Origin of the sequence: Motiliproteus coralliicola, assembly GCF_003345655.1 — a bacterium.
GTDB lineage: Bacteria > Pseudomonadota > Gammaproteobacteria > Pseudomonadales > Balneatricaceae > Motiliproteus > Motiliproteus coralliicola.
Map to the genome: position 1 here is coordinate 186,806 of NZ_QQOH01000004.1, position 15,520 is coordinate 202,325.

At 59.0% G+C, this 15,520-nt stretch carries 14 protein-coding genes and 2 tRNA genes; 9 read left to right on the forward strand and 7 right to left on the reverse strand.

Annotated elements, in window-relative coordinates; translation table 11 throughout:
• Nucleotides 1-522: 522 nt before the first annotated feature.
• Both DV711_RS14785 and DV711_RS14790 read right to left on the reverse strand, forming a co-directional pair.
• On the reverse strand, nt 523-1,212 hold the full coding sequence (locus DV711_RS14785; protein ID WP_114696495.1) for a fumarylacetoacetate hydrolase family protein: 690 nt from the start codon (nt 1,210-1,212) through the stop codon (nt 523-525).
• 6 nt (nt 1,213-1,218) lie between these two features.
• On the reverse strand, nt 1,219-1,767 hold the full coding sequence (locus DV711_RS14790; protein WP_114696496.1) for a gamma carbonic anhydrase family protein: 549 nt from the start codon (nt 1,765-1,767) through the stop codon (nt 1,219-1,221).
• Nucleotides 1,768-1,851: 84 nt separating this feature from the next.
• Between DV711_RS14790 and prlC the strand changes: the two genes are divergently transcribed.
• From prlC to DV711_RS14815, 5 genes are all read left to right on the forward strand, one after another.
• Nucleotides 1,852-3,909 carry an oligopeptidase A gene (gene prlC, locus DV711_RS14795; RefSeq protein ID WP_114696497.1) on the forward strand — a complete coding sequence of 686 codons (2,058 nt, stop codon included), beginning with the start codon at nt 1,852-1,854 and terminating at the stop codon, nt 3,907-3,909.
• Nucleotides 3,909-4,175, forward strand: coding sequence for a YheV family putative zinc ribbon protein (locus tag DV711_RS14800; protein WP_114696498.1), 267 nt, complete (start codon nt 3,909-3,911; stop codon nt 4,173-4,175). The genes prlC and DV711_RS14800 overlap by 1 nt, the downstream gene beginning before the upstream one ends.
• 84 nt (nt 4,176-4,259) lie before the next feature.
• On the forward strand, nt 4,260-4,823 hold the full coding sequence (locus DV711_RS14805; RefSeq protein WP_114696499.1) for a DNA-3-methyladenine glycosylase I: 564 nt from the start codon (nt 4,260-4,262) through the stop codon (nt 4,821-4,823).
• Entirely contained in the window at nt 4,820-5,770 is a 951-nt protein-coding gene (locus DV711_RS14810) for a DMT family transporter (protein WP_114696500.1), read from the forward strand. Before DV711_RS14805 ends, DV711_RS14810 begins: the two co-directional genes overlap by 4 nt.
• Nucleotides 5,767-6,642, forward strand: a complete 876-nt coding sequence (locus DV711_RS14815; protein WP_114696501.1) for a DMT family transporter — start codon at nt 5,767-5,769, stop codon at nt 6,640-6,642. Before DV711_RS14810 ends, DV711_RS14815 begins: the two co-directional genes overlap by 4 nt.
• A 23-nt stretch (nt 6,643-6,665) precedes the next feature.
• Here DV711_RS14815 and znuB read toward each other — a convergent pair whose 3' ends face one another.
• From znuB to DV711_RS14840, 5 genes are all read right to left on the reverse strand, one after another.
• Nucleotides 6,666-7,457 carry a zinc ABC transporter permease subunit ZnuB gene (gene znuB, locus DV711_RS14820; RefSeq protein ID WP_114696502.1) on the reverse strand — a complete coding sequence of 264 codons (792 nt, stop codon included), beginning with the start codon at nt 7,455-7,457 and terminating at the stop codon, nt 6,666-6,668.
• On the reverse strand, nt 7,457-8,248 hold the full coding sequence (gene znuC / locus DV711_RS14825; protein WP_114696503.1) for a zinc ABC transporter ATP-binding protein ZnuC: 792 nt from the start codon (nt 8,246-8,248) through the stop codon (nt 7,457-7,459). Before znuC ends, znuB begins: the two co-directional genes overlap by 1 nt.
• Nucleotides 8,248-8,754 carry a Fur family transcriptional regulator gene (locus tag DV711_RS14830; RefSeq protein WP_114696504.1) on the reverse strand — a complete coding sequence of 169 codons (507 nt, stop codon included), beginning with the start codon at nt 8,752-8,754 and terminating at the stop codon, nt 8,248-8,250. The genes znuC and DV711_RS14830 overlap by 1 nt, the downstream gene beginning before the upstream one ends.
• Nucleotides 8,755-8,909: 155 nt before the next feature.
• A tRNA-Leu gene (locus tag DV711_RS14835) sits at nt 8,910-8,996 on the reverse strand.
• 104 nt (nt 8,997-9,100) lie between these two features.
• A tRNA-Leu gene (locus tag DV711_RS14840) sits at nt 9,101-9,187 on the reverse strand.
• 355 nt (nt 9,188-9,542) lie between these two features.
• On the opposite strand from DV711_RS14840, the gene DV711_RS14845 reads away from it, so the two are divergent.
• From DV711_RS14845 to greA, 4 genes are all read left to right on the forward strand, one after another.
• Nucleotides 9,543-10,262, forward strand: a complete 720-nt coding sequence (locus tag DV711_RS14845; RefSeq protein ID WP_114696505.1) for an OmpA family protein — start codon at nt 9,543-9,545, stop codon at nt 10,260-10,262.
• 292 nt (nt 10,263-10,554) lie between these two features.
• A complete protein-coding gene (gene carA, locus DV711_RS14850) occupies nt 10,555-11,697 on the forward strand; it encodes a glutamine-hydrolyzing carbamoyl-phosphate synthase small subunit (protein ID WP_114696506.1) in 1,143 nt (380 codons plus the stop codon).
• A gap of 83 nt (nt 11,698-11,780) precedes the next feature.
• A complete protein-coding gene (carB, locus tag DV711_RS14855; RefSeq protein ID WP_114696507.1) occupies nt 11,781-15,011 on the forward strand; it encodes a carbamoyl-phosphate synthase large subunit in 3,231 nt (1,076 codons plus the stop codon).
• The gene (greA, locus tag DV711_RS14860) at nt 15,008-15,487 is read left to right on the forward strand and encodes a transcription elongation factor GreA (protein ID WP_114696508.1); all 480 of its coding nucleotides are present in this window, start codon (nt 15,008-15,010) and stop codon (nt 15,485-15,487) included. Before carB ends, greA begins: the two co-directional genes overlap by 4 nt.
• Nucleotides 15,488-15,520 lie beyond the last annotated feature (33 nt).

Sequence of the window (15,520 nt, forward strand, 5' to 3'; positions counted from 1 at the left end):
GTTGATTACGCTCTCTCGAGCGCCTTCATTCTTTTCGCATTGCGGAAAAGAACGAAGCAAGAAAACGCTAGCCCGATGACTTGTCGGCTTCGCCGATCCCCTTCACATAGTCCTCGTAAATGGGCACCGATTGAACTCGGCCTACGGCCTCAGACAGTAATCGGTGCTGATCCATTTCCAAAGCCAATGCTCGGCTACGTCAAGGGCGGTTGAGTCCGAGCCAGCCGACACCACGCTTTCTCAGGATTAACACCCACTTCCCCTTTTGCGCCGGTGAGCATTGATCGGATCGATGGATCAGCGAAGACGGCTGTCTGAGTGAGCGTAGCGAGCGAGTTTCCGTCATAGCCCATCGGGCAGTTCAACGCGCAACGAAGTCGGCGAAGCCGACCAAGCAAGTGGGGCGGCTTTTCTTTGGTTCGGTTTCTTTTGCCCGGGCAAAAGAAATGAACGCGCTCGGGGGAGCGCAATAAAAACTATCCGCCAACGCATTAATCCAGAGCTGACGCAAAAGCCTAGCAATCAGAGCACTTCCGTCCGCCATTCCTTCAATAACTTCTCACCCTCCAACAACCGCAACTCCAACTGCTGCCCAACCTGCAGTTGGCCAACCCCCGCCGGGGTGCCGGTCAGCACCAGATCTCCCGGCTGCAGGGTAAAATGGCGACTGATATAGGCCAGCAGTTCGGCAATGGGGGTGATCATCTGCCGGGCCGATCCATCCTGGCGTAACTCTGAATCGAGCAGGAGCTGGAGCCGACAGTCATCGAGGCTCTCAATAGACTCGAGCGGCACTAGCGGGCTGATAGGGCAGCTGCCGTCGAATGCTTTGGCCAGCTCCCAGGGGTGGCCTTTTTGCTTTAGCTCGCTCTGCAGCTCCCGCAGGGTCAGGTCCAGCCCCAGCCCGACGGCGGCGATGGCGTCACAGGCCTGCTCAGGTCTGGCTCGGGTCAGTGGTTGGCCGATCAGCAGTGCCAGTTCGGTTTCGAAATGGGTCGGGCCGCGTTCGGGGTCGAGCTGAATCGGTTGGCACAGGTCGACCAACGCCGTGGCCGGTTTGATAAACAGCAGTGGCCGTTCGGGCACCGGGTTGTTCAGTTCGCGGGCGTGCTCGGCGTAGTTGCGGCCGACGCAGACCACTTTGCCGACCGGCAAATCCAGTTTGTTTCCCTGACTGTCCCGATGGTGGTAATTCGAGGGTGATAGATCCATGGCCGCTTATTCCTCGCTGGCGTAGGGCTCGCTCAGGTGCTTGTCCTTGAGTTTGACGTAGTTGCCGGCGGTGTAGGTGAAGAAACTCATCTCCTTGTCGGTCAGCTTGCGCACCTGCTTGGCCGGGCGGCCGACGTAGAGGTGGCCACTCTCGAGTGTTTTTCCGGGCGGCACCAGCGAACCGGCCCCGATCACCACGTCATCTTCGACCACCGCGCCGTCCATCACCATTGCGCCCATGCCCACCAGTACCCGGTCACCGATGGTGCAACCGTGCAGCATCGCCTGGTGACCGACGGTGACATCGGAGCCGATGATCAACGGGAAGCCATCCGGGTTGTAGGGGCCGGCGTGGGTGATATGCAGTACCGAGCCGTCCTGGATGCTGGTTCGGGCGCCGATGCGGATACGGTGCATGTCGCCACGCACGACGACCAGCGGCCAGATCGAGCTGTCATCGCCGATTTCGACATCGCCGAGCACCACGGCGCTGGGGTCAACCAGCACTCGCTGGCCGAGTTTGGGGGTCATACCTTGGTAACTGCGGATTTTCATGCCGGGCAGGCTCCAGTAAACTGCGGGGATGCCATTATGGCTTCATCCGGAGCCTCGATCCATTAGCGCCAAGTCGGAATCTCTATGACCAACCCGCTGTTGCAATCCCACACCTTCCCTCCCTTCCAACAGATCCAGCCGGATCAGATCGAGCCGGCGTTTGACCAGCTGCTGGCCGATGCCCGCGCCGAGTTGGATAAACTGCTGCAGGATCCTCCCTGCGACTGGACCCTGGTTCAACAGCTCGAAGCGATCGAGGATCGGCTCGGCCAGGCCTGGTCGCCGGTGAGTCATATGAATTCGGTGGTTAACAGTGACGAGCTGCGTCAGGCCTATAACGCGGTGCTGCCGAAGCTGACCGAATACCACACCGAGATGGGCCAGAACGAGGCGCTGTTCAATGCCTATCGGGAGTTGGCCGACAGCGATGGCTTCGCCGATCTGGCGCAGTCGCAGCGGACCCTGGTGGAGCACGCGCTGCGGGACTTCCGCCTGTCCGGCATCGACCTGCCCGACCCGCAGCGTAGTCGTTACGGTGAGTTGAAGAAGCGACTGTCGGAGCTGACCAGCAAGTTCTCCGAAAACGTGCTCGATGCCACCAACGGCTGGAGCAAGCAGCTGGATAACAAGGAGGTGCTGACCGGTCTGCCCGACAGCGCCATCGACGCGGCGGCCCAGGCCGCTCAGGCCCGGGAACTGGACGGCTATCTGTTGACGCTGGATTTTCCCAGCTACTTTGCCGTGATCAGCTACGCCGATGATCGTGAACTGCGACGGGAGGTCTACGAGGCGTTCTCGACCCGGGCGTCGGATCAGGGTCCCCACGCCGGACAGTGGGACAACGGTCCGCTGATCGATGAGATCCTGGTGTTGCGCCATGAGCTGGCCCAGTTGCTCGGTTTTGCCAACTACGCCGACTACTCGCTGGCGACCAAGATGGCCGAAAGCAGCGACCAGGTGGTCGGCTTCCTCCGCGATCTGGCCAGCAAGAGCCGATCGATGGCGCAGACCGAGCTGGACGAGCTGGCGGCGTTTGCCCGCGAGCAGGATGGGATCGATACCCTAGAAGCCTGGGATGTGGGCTACTACGGCGATAAATTGCGCCAGCAGCGCTATGCCCTGTCGCAGGAGCAGCTGCGCCCCTACTTCCCGGTCAACAAGGTGCTGGATGGCCTGTTCGGGATTGCAGCTGAGCTGTTTGATATCGAGGTTGAGGCCGAAGACTCCGAGGGGCTCTGGCACCCGGATGCCCGCCGCTTTGCGCTCAAGCGCGATGGCGAGGTGATCGCCCACTTCTACCTGGATCTCTATGCCCGCTCCCACAAGCGCGGCGGCGCCTGGATGGACGAGTGCCGGGTGCGACGCCGGCTCGATGACGGCGCGATGCAGCTACCGGTGGCCTACCTGGTCTGCAACTTCAATCCGCCGGTTGGCGATCAACCGGCACTGCTGACCCATAACGAGGTCACCACCCTGTTCCACGAGTTCGGCCATGGCCTGCACCATATGCTGACCCGGATCGAGTGGGCCGGGGTGTCCGGTATCAACGGGGTGGCCTGGGACGCGGTCGAATTGCCGAGCCAGTTCCTGGAGAACTGGTGCTGGGAGCCCCAGGCGCTGGCGCGGATTTCGGGTCATTTCGAAACCGGCGAGCCGCTACCGGCCGAACTGCTGGAGGCGATGCTGGCGGCCAAGAACTTCCAATCCGGAATGCTGATGGTTCGGCAGCTGGAGTTTTCGCTGTTCGACTTCCTGCTGCACCGGGATTATCAACCGGCGTCTGAGGGACAATCGGCCACCGATGTACAGGCATTGTTGAATCAGGTTCGGGCCGAAACGGCGGTGGTACAAGCACCGGCCTTCAATCGCTTCCAGCACGGCTTCTCGCACATTTTCGCCGGTGGCTACGCAGCCGGGTATTACAGCTACAAGTGGGCCGAGGTGCTGTCGGCCGATGCGTTCTCCCGCTTCGAAGAGGAGGGGGTGTTCAACAAAGAGACCGGGCGATCTTTCCTGCACGAGATTCTGGAGCAGGGCGGTTCGCGCGAGCCGATGGCGCTGTTCAAGGCGTTCCGGGGCCGTGAGCCCGAAGTCGATGCGCTGTTACGTCACAGCGGCATTCCTGCAGCGGGGGATAAGTAATGACCAAACCGATCAAGCGTTTTGTCGCCGGGGCGGTCTGTCCGCGCTGTGGTGAAATGGACAAATTGCGTACCTGGCGTGACGAGGTGCAAGAGCATCGTGAGTGTATCCAGTGCGGTTACACCGACGCGATGCGACTGGACGGCCTCAGCGGACCCGAAGAGATGGAGACCCGGGTCAACCAGCCACGCACGGCTGAGCCCCAATTGAACAGCGACGAGCAGGTGATCAACTTCGTGCCGATGCCGTCGAAAAACAAGCACTAAAGCTGTTGCGCGAACCCGCGGGGTATAGACCGGAAAGCCGGTCTATACTGCGTTCTTTTTTATCCAATCAGGGATGACCTGCCGATGACCACACGTTGTGAATGGTGCTCCGCCAGTGAACTCTACCAGCAATACCACGATCAGGAGTGGGGCGTACCGCTGCACGATGAGCAGCTGCTGTTCGAGTTTTTGATTCTCGAGGGAGCCCAGGCTGGGCTGAGTTGGATCACCATTCTGAACAAGCGCGAGCACTATCGTCGGGTCTACGATCAGTTTGATCCGGTCAAGGTGGCCGAATACGGCCCGGATAAGATCGAAGCGTTGTTGGCCGACCCGGGGATTGTCCGTAACCGCCTCAAGGTCGAGGCGTCGGTCTCCAATGCCCGCGCCTTTCTGGAGGTACAGAAGGAGTTCGGTAGTTTCGATGCCTATATCTGGGGATGGGTAGACAACCAGCCGATCCAGAATTCGTGGGCCTCGCTGGCCGAGGTACCGGCTTCCACCGAACTGGCCGTGCGGCTAAGCAAGGATCTGAAGAAACGCGGCTTCCGCTTTGTCGGTCCGACCATCTGCTACGCCTTTATGCAGGCCACCGGGATGGTCAACGACCACACCACCGACTGTTTCCGCCACGAGCAACTCCAATGACCGGCACTGCTGTTGAACCGCTGCAGCAGCGGCGGGCGGATCTGTTCGGGCTCGGTGCGGTACTCTGTTGGTCTACCGTCGCCACCGCGTTCAAGCTCAGTCTGGAGTATTTCAGCCCGGCCCAGTTGGTGCTGTTCGCCAGCCTCTTCTCGTGGTTGTTTCTCGGCGGTCTGTTGGCCTGGCGGGGGGAATTGACCGGCCTGTTTAGCCAGTTTCGTCAGCATTGGCGGATCAGCCTGCTGCTGGGGGCGCTGAATCCGACGCTGTACTATCTGGTGTTGTTCCAGGCCTACGATCAGTTGCCGGCCCAGGAGGCCCAGGCGCTGAACTACACCTGGGCACTGACACTGTCGCTGTTGGCGGTGCCGTTGCTGGGGCACCGGCTTCGGCCGATCGAGTTGATCGCGGCGCTGGTCTGTTACAGCGGTGTGCTGGTGATTGCCACCCGAGGAGACCTACTGGGGCTGCAATTCGATAATCTGACAGGGGTGTTGCTGGCGCTGGCCAGTACCCTGATCTGGGCGTTGTACTGGATCCTGAATACCCGCGACACCCGCGAACCGGTGGCGAGTCTGTTTATGAATGTCAGCGTCGGTATCCTGTTGCTGCTGGTGTACTGCGCTCTGACCGGTGAGCTGAGCTCGTTGGATTGGCGCGGCCTCTGGGGCGCGGGCTATGTCGGCCTGTTCGAGATGGGACTGAGCTTCGTGTTCTGGCTGCTGGCGATGAAGCTGACCGGCAGCACCGCCCGTATCGCCAACCTGATCTTTATCTCGCCGTTGCTGTCGCTGGTGCTGATCTCGACGATTCTGGATGAACCGATTCTGGCCTCCACCCTGGTCGGGTTGGGGCTGATTTTGACCGGGTTGGGCTTGCAGCGACTGGGTGCACCCAAGCCGGCAGCTCAAACATCCTCGGAATCCTCCTCTAAGGCCGACCGTCAATGATCGCCAGCCAGTTTCAGGCGATTCCGGCCGGAATTCGCTACATGCTGCTGTCGGCGCTCGGTTTTGCGCTGATGGCGGCCTGCGTCAAGCAGGTGGCCGGCTACGGCATTCCGGTACTGGAGATCGTGGCGGCGCGGGCGTTGGTGTCGCTGTTGATCAGCTACCTGGACGTCAAGCGCAAGAAGATCTCCATCTGGGGACAACATCATACATTGCTGCTGGCGCGGGGTATTGTCGGCGCGTTGGCGTTGGTTTGTGTGTTTTATGCGGTCACGACCATGCCGTTGGCCAGTGCGACCTTGCTGCAGTACCTGCATCCGGCCTTTACCGCGGTGTTGGCCTGGCTGTTTCTGAAAGAGCGGATTCAGCGGGCCACCTTGCTCTGTATTTGTCTAAGCTTGGCCGGCCTGGTGGTGATCATCAATCCTGGATTGCTGGCGCAGCAGGTCGGGTCGCTGCCGCCGCTGAGTTTGGTGGCGGCTTTGCTGGGATCGTTTGGCAGTGCGCTGGCCTACGTGATCGTTCGACGGCTGAGCCGGGTCGAAGACAGCTCGGTGATTATCTTCTATTTCCCTTTGATCGCGTTGCCGCTTTCGTTGTTGCTGCTTGGTGATGACTTTGTGATGCCGGGGCCCGAGGCGTTTGGGTTGTTAGTGCTGGTGGGGATTTTCACCCAGCTGGGCCAGGTCGGACTGACCAAGGCGATGCAACATGAGTCGGCCGGCAAGGCGACCGCCTACTCCTACGTTCAGGTGATCTTCGCCTTTGTACTGGGGTGGGTGTTTTTCGAGGAGATCCCGTCGCTGGCGACCTGGCTTGGGGGCGCCCTCATTATTGGCGGGGCGCTGGTGAATGCCCTGGGTAAGCGTTGAGCCGTGGTTGAGAACAACCCGGCTCAGACTGAAGGACGACGTACCAGTAGTTGGCTAAGTAGGAACAGCAGCGCCGCGCACACCACCACCGAAGGGCCGGCCGGCGTGTCCCACTGGTAGGAGGCAGCCAGGCCCAAACAAACCGAGACCATACCGGTCAGACTGGCCATCGCAGCCATCCGCTCCGGCGTTGACGATAAACGCCGAGCCGCCGCCGCCGGGATAATCAGCAGCGAGGTGATCAGCAGTACACCGATGATCTTCATCGCCACCGCGATCACGATTCCCACCAGCAGCATCAGTGCCAGGCGAACCTGAGTCACGTTCACCCCTTCGACCTGGGCCAACTCCTCGTCAATGGTGATCGCCAGCAGTGGGTTCCAGAGCTTGTACAGCATCCCCAACACCAGAATGCCGCCGCCGTAGATCCAATACAGATCCTCCTGACTGACCGCCAACAGATCGCCGAACAGATAGCCCATCAGATCGACCCGGACTTCCGGTAGGAAACTCAGTGCGACCAGCCCCAGCGACAGGGTGCTGTGGGCCATGATGCCGAGCAGGGTATCGGTGGCGATAAAGCGTTTGCGTTGCAGCGACACCAGCAACAATGCCAACAGTACGCAGCAGAGGATCACCGCCAGGTTGAGGTCGATGTCGGCCAGGATCCCCAGTGCGATCCCGAGCAGTGCGGAATGGGCCAGGGTATCGCCGAAGTAGGCCATCCGGCGCCAGACCACGAAAGATCCCAGGGGGCCGGCAATCGCCGCGACCCCGAGGCCGCCCAGCAGCGCCCGAATCAGAAAGTCCGCCATCAATGTTCTCCTGCGCAGCAGTGGTCGTCGGGTTCGTGGGGGTGATCGCTGATGACGTTGCCGTGATCGTCGTGGCGGTGATTGTGGTGATGGTTATACACAGCCAGGGTATCGGCACCCTTGCGTCCGAACAGGGCGATAAAGGCGGGGTCGTTGCTGACCTGCTGGGGGTGGCCCGAACAGCAGATGTGGTGATTCAGGCAGATCACGTTGTCGCTGCCAGCCATCACCAGGTGCAGATCGTGCGATACCATCAACACGCCGCAACCGAAGCGATCGCGCAGTTCGGCGATCAGGGCGTAGAGTTCAACCTGGCCGTTGACATCGACCCCCTGGACCGGCTCATCCAGAATCAACAGGTCCGGCTGGCGAAGTAATGCCCGGGCTAGCAAGACACGCTGCATTTCGCCCCCCGACAGCTGCTGCATCGGGTTATCCATCAGGTAGTCGGCACGAACCTGGGTCAGGGCATCGATCAGGTGCTGCTCCTGGTAGCGACCGGCCAGATGGAGGAAGCGGCGCACGGTCAGTGGCAGGGTAGGGTCGATGTGCAGCCGCTGCGGCATATAACCGATGCGCAGGCCGGGTTGGCGAATCAGCTTGCCACTATCGGGTTGGACTAAGCCCAGAATCAGTTTCACCAGGGTGGTCTTGCCACAGCCGTTGGGGCCGATCAGGGTGGTGATCTGACCGGGCTCCAAACGCAGGCTGATATCGGAAAGGAGCTGGCGCTGCTCCTGATGATCACCCAGGGCCAGATTGATCCGTTGCAGTTCGATCAGCGCGCCCATCAATGGGACTCCTGTTCGCGACAATCGGGGCAAAGCCCTGATAATTCAACGGTTTCTGACTCAACTAGAAAGCCTCGCTGGCTGACTTGCTGGCGTAATGATTCGGCCAGACTTTCGCTGGGTAGCTCTTCGGCACTGCCGCAGCTTCGGCAGATCAGAAAATATCCCTGGTGGCGACAACCGGGATGGGAGCAACCGATAAAGGCGTTCAGCGAGGTGATGCGATGGGCCAGGCCCTGCTCCAACAGAAATTCCAGTGCTCGGTAAACCGTGGGCGGTGCCGAGTTAAACCCTTCTTTACTCAATTGTTCCAGTAACTGGTAGGCGCCCAGCGGCCGATGGCTCTGCCAGATCAGCTCCAGTACCCGCTGCCTGACCGGGGTCAATCGGGCACCATTTTGTTTGCACAGACGTAGAGCGCGCTCCATCGCGTTATGGATGCAGCGACCGTGGTCATGATTTTTCTCGAACGCGGAAGCGTTAGCGGGATCGGCGGATATGGCCATAGTGGAATCTCTTGTCCTGCGGTGACAACGGGTCAAGGGTACAGCGTCTAAAGCGTAATGTTATACAGTATCATTTGCAGGATAAAGTCAGCACTGCAGGATTGGCTTGGCGAGGTGCCGATATTAAGGGAACAGTGTTGAAGAGTAATAAGGAGTGGTGCAGATGGGGAGACTCGAACTCCCACGTACTTTCGTACACTAGCACCTGAAGCTAGCGCGTCTACCAATTCCGCCACATCTGCATTTGCCATCGAAGGCAAAGGTATTCTGTCGTCAAGATGAGATGACCAACGATTCCAACTTGCTGAATCAGAAGATTTTCAATCAAGGGAAGTTGTTGGGTAGGTGGTGCAGATGGGGAGACTCGAACTCCCACGTACTTTCGTACACTAGCACCTGAAGCTAGCGCGTCTACCAATTCCGCCACATCTGCGTCGCCATCTCTGACGTGGCGCGTATTAAACAAGGTCTTTTTTTCGAATGCAAGAGATTTTTTCGGCTTTTTAGGCCCCAGTAACCCTGCACAATTTATGGACGATGCAGGGAGAGAAACTTGGCAAAATAGCGACGATCGAGGCTAGGGCGCTTTTTAATAAAAGTCGTATAAAAAGCAGCTGTTCAGCTCTGGTAAAGTTTAAGAGTTGCAACTATATGTAAGTCTTAGGGTTACAGAATGGCAACAGCGTTGCCGCTAACAGAATCTTAGGCTTGTCGCCTGTGCGATAACAGATGATGTGACAGCGATCCGAATATTTTCCATTCGGACGCTGATTTTCAAGGAGAATAGGATGAAGAAAACACTACTGGTTGCTGCTGTATCTGCAATGATGGCTGCCCCGATGGGCGCTTGGGCTCATGGTTCTTGCGACGATGATCCCAACCACTGTGCCTTCTGGCACGATTCCAAGGGCGTTTATGTTAAAGATAGTGCCGGTGACTGCGTACGCACCTCCTCCTGGACCGCCGATGCGGTGGTAGAGGGTTGTACGGCGATGCCGGAGCCGATGGCCAAAGCGATGGCGCCGGTGGAAAAAGCACCGATGGCTCCCAAGGATAGCGATGGCGATGGCGTGATCGACGAGAAAGATCGGTGCCCGAACACCGCCAAGGGCGTTCAGGTTGATGCCAACGGCTGTGAATTCGTTAAGTTCGAAGATATCGCCGCCACGCTGGATGTTAAGTTTGCCACCGACTCCGACGCGGTAACCTCCGCATTTGATTCCGAGATGCGTCCGATCGCGCTGATTCTGTCGCAAAACCCGGGTACCGTGATCGAAATTAACGGTCATACCGACTCAACCGGTTCGGCAGCCTACAACCAGAAGCTGTCCGAGCGCCGCGCTCAAGCCGTGGTCGACTATCTGGTGGATAACTACGGTGTGAACGCCGACCAGCTGAAAGCGATCGGTCACGGTGAAGCCATGCCGATTGCCGACAACGCGACTTCCGAAGGTCGTCGTGCCAACCGTCGGGTTGAGACTTCTGTTCAGGGCCGCGTTCGTAAGTGATCCTGACGTAAATAGCCCGGCAAGGGCTTGATTAAAAACGGGAGCTTCGGCTCCCGTTTTTTGTTGCAGGCTATTGGCTTGCGCATCCAGCGAATTTACCCGATAGAAGCCGCGATTGGTGCTGGAAAAAATAACCCTGTTCCTGTAACATGCAGCCAATTTGGCCGGACAAAACCGGACCAAAGAACAGTTCTAAAAAAGCGGGATGCGATCGGTTGATTCGCATCTCGCTTTTTTGCAGATAGGCTTCGGTAAATTCCGCCGGAGCCACTACAGTTTTCGGGAGACGACATTGAGCAAAGCAGCCATTCTGGCCTTGGCGGACGGAAGTGTGTTCAAAGGCAAGGCGATCGGCGCCGAGGGTCAGACCAGCGGTGAAGTGGTTTTCAATACATCGATGACGGGGTATCAGGAGATCCTGACCGACCCCTCCTACGCTCGCCAGATCGTCACCTTGACCTATCCGCATATCGGTAACACCGGTACCAACTCCGAAGATGAGGAGTCGGGCAATATCTGGGCGGCGGGCCTGGTAATCCGCGATCTACCGCTGCTGGCCAGCAACTGGCGCAACGAGCGGTCACTGGATCAGTACCTGAAGGACAACAACATCGTCGGTATTGCCGACATCGATACCCGCCGGCTGACCCGCATTCTGCGTGAAAAAGGTTCGCAGAACGGCTGCATCATCGCCGCCGACGAACTGACCGATGCCGATATCGATGCGGCGTTGGAAGCGGCCAAGGCGTTCCCGGGCCTGAAAGGTATGGACCTGGCCAAAGAGGTCTGCACCAAGCAGAGCTACGCCTGGACCGAAGGTACCTGGAAGCTGGGTGAGGGTCATCCGACCCCGGCCCACGAGCAGCCGTTCAAGGTTGTTGCCTACGATTTCGGGGTGAAGCAGAACATCCTGCGGATGCTGGCGGACCGGGGTTGTGAACTGACCGTAGTTCCGGCCCAGACTCCGGCTAGCGAAGTGCTGGCGATGAATCCGGACGGGGTGTTCCTGTCCAACGGCCCGGGCGATCCCGAGCCCTGTACCTACGCGATTGAAGCGATCCAGCAGATTCTGGAGCAGAATCTGCCGATCTTCGGTATCTGCCTGGGTCACCAGCTGTTGGCGCTGGCCTCCGGTGCCAAGACCGTGAAGATGAAGTTCGGTCACCACGGTGCCAACCACCCGGTGCAGGATATCGACAAGGGCACGGTGATGATCACCAGCCAGAACCACGGCTTCGCCGCCGATGAAGACAGCCTGCCGAGCACGCTGCGGGCGACCCACAAGTCGCTGTTCGACGGTTCCTTGCAGGGTATCGAGCGCACCGACAAGCCGGCTTTCAGCTTCCAGGGTCACCCCGAAGCGAGCCCCGGCCCTCACGATGTAGCGCCGCTGTTCGACCGCTTTATCAGCGAGATGCAGCAACGTCGCGGCTAAGCGCCCGACTTATCTACTGAATTGCTAGCGCACCCGCCGGTTGCGGGTGCCGAGACAGAACGAATCAGACCGGTTATAAACTCATGCCAAAGCGTACAGACATAAAAAGCATCCTGATCCTTGGGGCCGGCCCCATCGTCATCGGTCAGGCGTGCGAATTCGACTACTCCGGTGCCCAGGCCTGTAAGGCCCTGCGCGAGGAGGGTTACCGCGTTATCCTGGTTAACTCCAACCCGGCGACCATCATGACCGATCCGGTGATGGCCGATGCGACCTACATCGAGCCGATCAACTGGAAGACCGTTGCCAAGATTATCGAAAAAGAGCGCCCGGACGCGGTACTGCCCACCATGGGTGGCCAAACCGCATTGAACTGCGCCCTCGACCTGGCCCGTGAAGGGGTGCTAGAAGAGTTCGGTGTCGAGATGATCGGTGCCACCGCCGATGCGATCGACAAAGCCGAAGACCGTGATCGCTTCGACAAGGCGATGAAGAGCATCGGCCTGGAATGTCCCCGTGCGGCGATTGCCCACAGCATGGAAGAGGCGCTGCAGGTGCAGGCGCAACTGGGCTTCCCGTGCATCATCCGTCCGAGCTTCACCATGGGTGGCTCCGGTGGTGGTATCGCCTACAACAAAGAGGAATTCATCGAGATCTGTGAGCGCGGTCTGGAACTGTCTCCGACCAACGAGCTGCTGATCGACGAATCCCTGATCGGTTGGAAAGAGTACGAGATGGAGGTGGTTCGCGATAAGAACGACAACTGCATCATCGTCTGTTCGATCGAGAACTTCGACGCCATGGGCGTTCACACCGGTGACTCCATCACTGTGGCGCCGGCCCAGACCTTGACCGACAAGGAATACCAGATCATGCGTAACGCCTCACTGGCGGTACTGCGTGAGATCGGGGTAGAGACCGGCGGCTCCAACGTCCAGTTCGGCCAGTGCCCGAACACCGGTCGTCTGGTGGTTATCGAGATGAACCCGCGGGTTTCTCGTTCCTCCGCGCTGGCCTCCAAGGCCACCGGCTTCCCGATCGCCAAGGTCGCGGCCAAACTGGCGGTTGGTTACACCTTGGACGAGTTGCAGAACGACATCACCGGCGGTCGCACCCCGGCGTCGTTCGAGCCCTCGATCGATTACGTCGTCACCAAGATTCCGCGTTTCGCGTTCGAGAAGTTCGCCCAGGCCAACGACCGTCTGACCACCCAGATGAAGTCCGTGGGTGAGGTGATGGCGATCGGCCGCACCATCCAGGAATCGATGCAGAAAGCGCTGCGTGGCCTGGAAGTGGGCTCCGAAGGTTTCGATTCGATCCTCGACCTGAAGGCCGAAGACGCCAAAGAGGTGCTGATCCGTGAACTGAAGAACCCGGGTGCCGATCGGATCTGGTACGTCGGCGATGCGTTCCGTTTCGGCATGAGCGTCGAAGAGGTTTACAACATCAGTGCCATCGATCCCTGGTTCCTGGTCCAGATCGAAGATCTGATCAAGGATGAGGGTACTGTCTCCAAGCTGGGTCTGGCCGATCTGAACGCCGACCTGGTATTCGGTCTCAAGCGTAAGGGCTTCTCCGATGCCCGCCTGGCCAAGTTGCTGGGTGTTTCCGAGAAGGCGTTCCGTAAAGAGCGTAACAAGCTGGGTGTGCACCCGGTCTACAAGCGGGTTGATACCTGCGCGGCCGAATTCGCCACCGATACCGCCTACATGTACTCCAGCTACGAAGAAGAGTGCGAGTCGAACCCGTCCGACAAAGAGAAGATCATGGTTCTGGGTGGCGGCCCGAACCGGATCGGTCAGGGTATCGAGTTCGACTACTGCTGTGTCCACGCGGCGCTGGCGATGCGTGAAGACGGCTACGAGACCATCATGGTCAACTGCAACCCGGAAACCGTTTCTACCGACTACGACACCTCCGATCGTCTGTACTTCGAGCCGGTGACGCTGGAAGACGTACTGGAGATCGTTCGGGTCGAACAGCCCAAGGGTGTGATCGTTCAGTACGGTGGCCAGACGCCGCTGAAGCTGGCGGTAGCGCTGGAAGAAGCCGGTGTGCCGATTATCGGTACCAGCCCGGAAGCGATCGACCGCGCTGAAGACCGTGAGCGTTTCCAGCAGATGATCCAGAAGCTGGGTCTGAAACAGCCTGAGAACGCCACCGTGCGTTCACTCGAAGAAGCCGTGGTTAAGGCCGAGCAGATCGGCTACCCGCTGGTGGTACGTCCCTCCTACGTGTTGGGCGGCCGGGCGATGGAGATCGTCTACAAAGAGGAAGAGCTGCGTAAGTACATGAACGAAGCGGTACAGGTCTCCAATGACGCACCGGTACTGCTGGATCGCTTCCTGTCTCGTGCGATCGAAACCGATATCGATGCGGTTTGTGACGGTGAGCGCGTGGTGATCGGTGCGATCATGCAGCATATCGAGCAGTGTGGCGTTCACTCCGGTGACTCGGCCTGTTCTCTGCCTCCTTACAACCTGGACGACGAAGTTCAGGACCAGATGCGCGCCATGGTTGCGGCGATGGCGATGGAGCTGGGCGTTGTCGGTCTGATGAACACGCAGTTGGCTTATCAGGACGGCGAAATCTACGTGATCGAAGTAAACCCGCGGGCTTCGCGTACCGTGCCGTTCGTGTCCAAGTGTATCGGTACCTCGCTGGCCAAAGTGGCGGCTCGGGTTATGGCTGGTACTTCATTGGCTGAGCAGGGTTTCACCGAAGAGGTGGTACCGAGCTACTTCAGCGTCAAGGAAGCGGTATTCCCGTTCAACAAGTTCCCGGGTGTTGACCCGATCCTCGGCCCGGAGATGAAGTCTACCGGTGAGGTTATGGGTGTCGGTGACACCTTCGGCGAAGCCTTCGCCAAGGCTCATGTCGGAACCAACGAAGTGCTGCCGAGCGCCGGTAAAGCCTTCGTCAGTGTCCGCGATGTGGATAAGGACGGTGTGATTGCCGTGGCCCGTGACCTGATCGAACTTGGCTTCGAGTTGGTGGCGACCGAAGGTACCCACAAGCTGTTGAGCGAAAATGAGATCGCTTCTGAGCGGGTTAATAAGGTGATGGAAGGTCGTCCCAACATCGTCGACATGATCAAGAACGAAGAGATCGTTTACGTGATCAACACCACCGAAGGCCGTCGTGCCATTGCCGACTCGGCCGAGATCCGTCGCTCTGCGCTGCAGTCGAAGATCCCTTACACCACCACCCTGGCCGGTGCCGAGGCGGAAGTTCAGGCACTGCAATTTGGTGAGGAGAAGCAGGTACGTCGTCTGCAGGATCTACACGCAGCGGTCAACGGAGGTGCAGCATGAGCGGCAAGGTCCCGATGACCCTGGCGGGTGAGCAGCGCCTGCGTGAAGAGCTGACCCAGCTCAAAACCGTCGAGCGTCCGCAGATTATCGCCGCCATTGCCGAAGCTCGTGAGCACGGCGATCTGAAGGAAAACGCCGAGTACCATGCTGCCCGCGAGCAGCAGGGTTTCTGCGAGGGCCGGATCAAGGAGATCGAGAGCAAGCTGGCCGGTGCCCAGGTGATCGATGTGACCCAGATCGCCCACACCGGTAAGGTGATCTTTGGTACCACCGTCGATATCATCAATCTGGATACCGATGACGAAGTGACCTACCAGATCGTTGGCGACGACGAAGCGGATCTGAAGCACAAGAAGATCTCGATCAACTCCCCGATCGCCCGTGCCCTGATCGGCAAGGAAGAGGGTGACGTGGTCGTGGTTCAGACGCCTAATGGCGGGGTCGAATACGAGATCGCCGAAGTTCGCCATCTCTGATTGGCTCCAAGACTGATCAAAGCCCGCCTAGTG

Excerpts from the sequence above, each read along its gene's own strand:
- znuB (WP_114696502.1), bottom strand. The coding sequence starts at position 7,457 with ATGGCGGACTTTCTGATTCGGGCGCTGCTGGGCGGCCTCGGGGTCGCG.
- DV711_RS14810 (WP_114696500.1), top strand. The coding sequence starts at position 4,820 with ATGACCGGCACTGCTGTTGAACCGCTGCAGCAGCGGCGGGCGGATCTG.
- DV711_RS14805 (WP_114696499.1), top strand. The coding sequence starts at position 4,260 with ATGACCACACGTTGTGAATGGTGCTCCGCCAGTGAACTCTACCAGCAA.
- DV711_RS14790 (WP_114696496.1), bottom strand. The coding sequence starts at position 1,767 with ATGAAAATCCGCAGTTACCAAGGTATGACCCCCAAACTCGGCCAGCGA.
- DV711_RS14845 (WP_114696505.1), top strand. The coding sequence starts at position 9,543 with ATGAAGAAAACACTACTGGTTGCTGCTGTATCTGCAATGATGGCTGCC.
- znuC (WP_114696503.1), bottom strand. The coding sequence starts at position 8,248 with ATGGGCGCGCTGATCGAACTGCAACGGATCAATCTGGCCCTGGGTGAT.
- greA (WP_114696508.1), top strand. The coding sequence starts at position 15,008 with ATGAGCGGCAAGGTCCCGATGACCCTGGCGGGTGAGCAGCGCCTGCGT.
- DV711_RS14815 (WP_114696501.1), top strand. The coding sequence starts at position 5,767 with ATGATCGCCAGCCAGTTTCAGGCGATTCCGGCCGGAATTCGCTACATG.
- prlC (WP_114696497.1), top strand. The coding sequence starts at position 1,852 with ATGACCAACCCGCTGTTGCAATCCCACACCTTCCCTCCCTTCCAACAG.
- DV711_RS14830 (WP_114696504.1), bottom strand. The coding sequence starts at position 8,754 with ATGGCCATATCCGCCGATCCCGCTAACGCTTCCGCGTTCGAGAAAAAT.
- DV711_RS14800 (WP_114696498.1), top strand. The coding sequence starts at position 3,909 with ATGACCAAACCGATCAAGCGTTTTGTCGCCGGGGCGGTCTGTCCGCGC.
- carB (WP_114696507.1), top strand. The coding sequence starts at position 11,781 with ATGCCAAAGCGTACAGACATAAAAAGCATCCTGATCCTTGGGGCCGGC.
- DV711_RS14785 (WP_114696495.1), bottom strand. The coding sequence starts at position 1,212 with ATGGATCTATCACCCTCGAATTACCACCATCGGGACAGTCAGGGAAAC.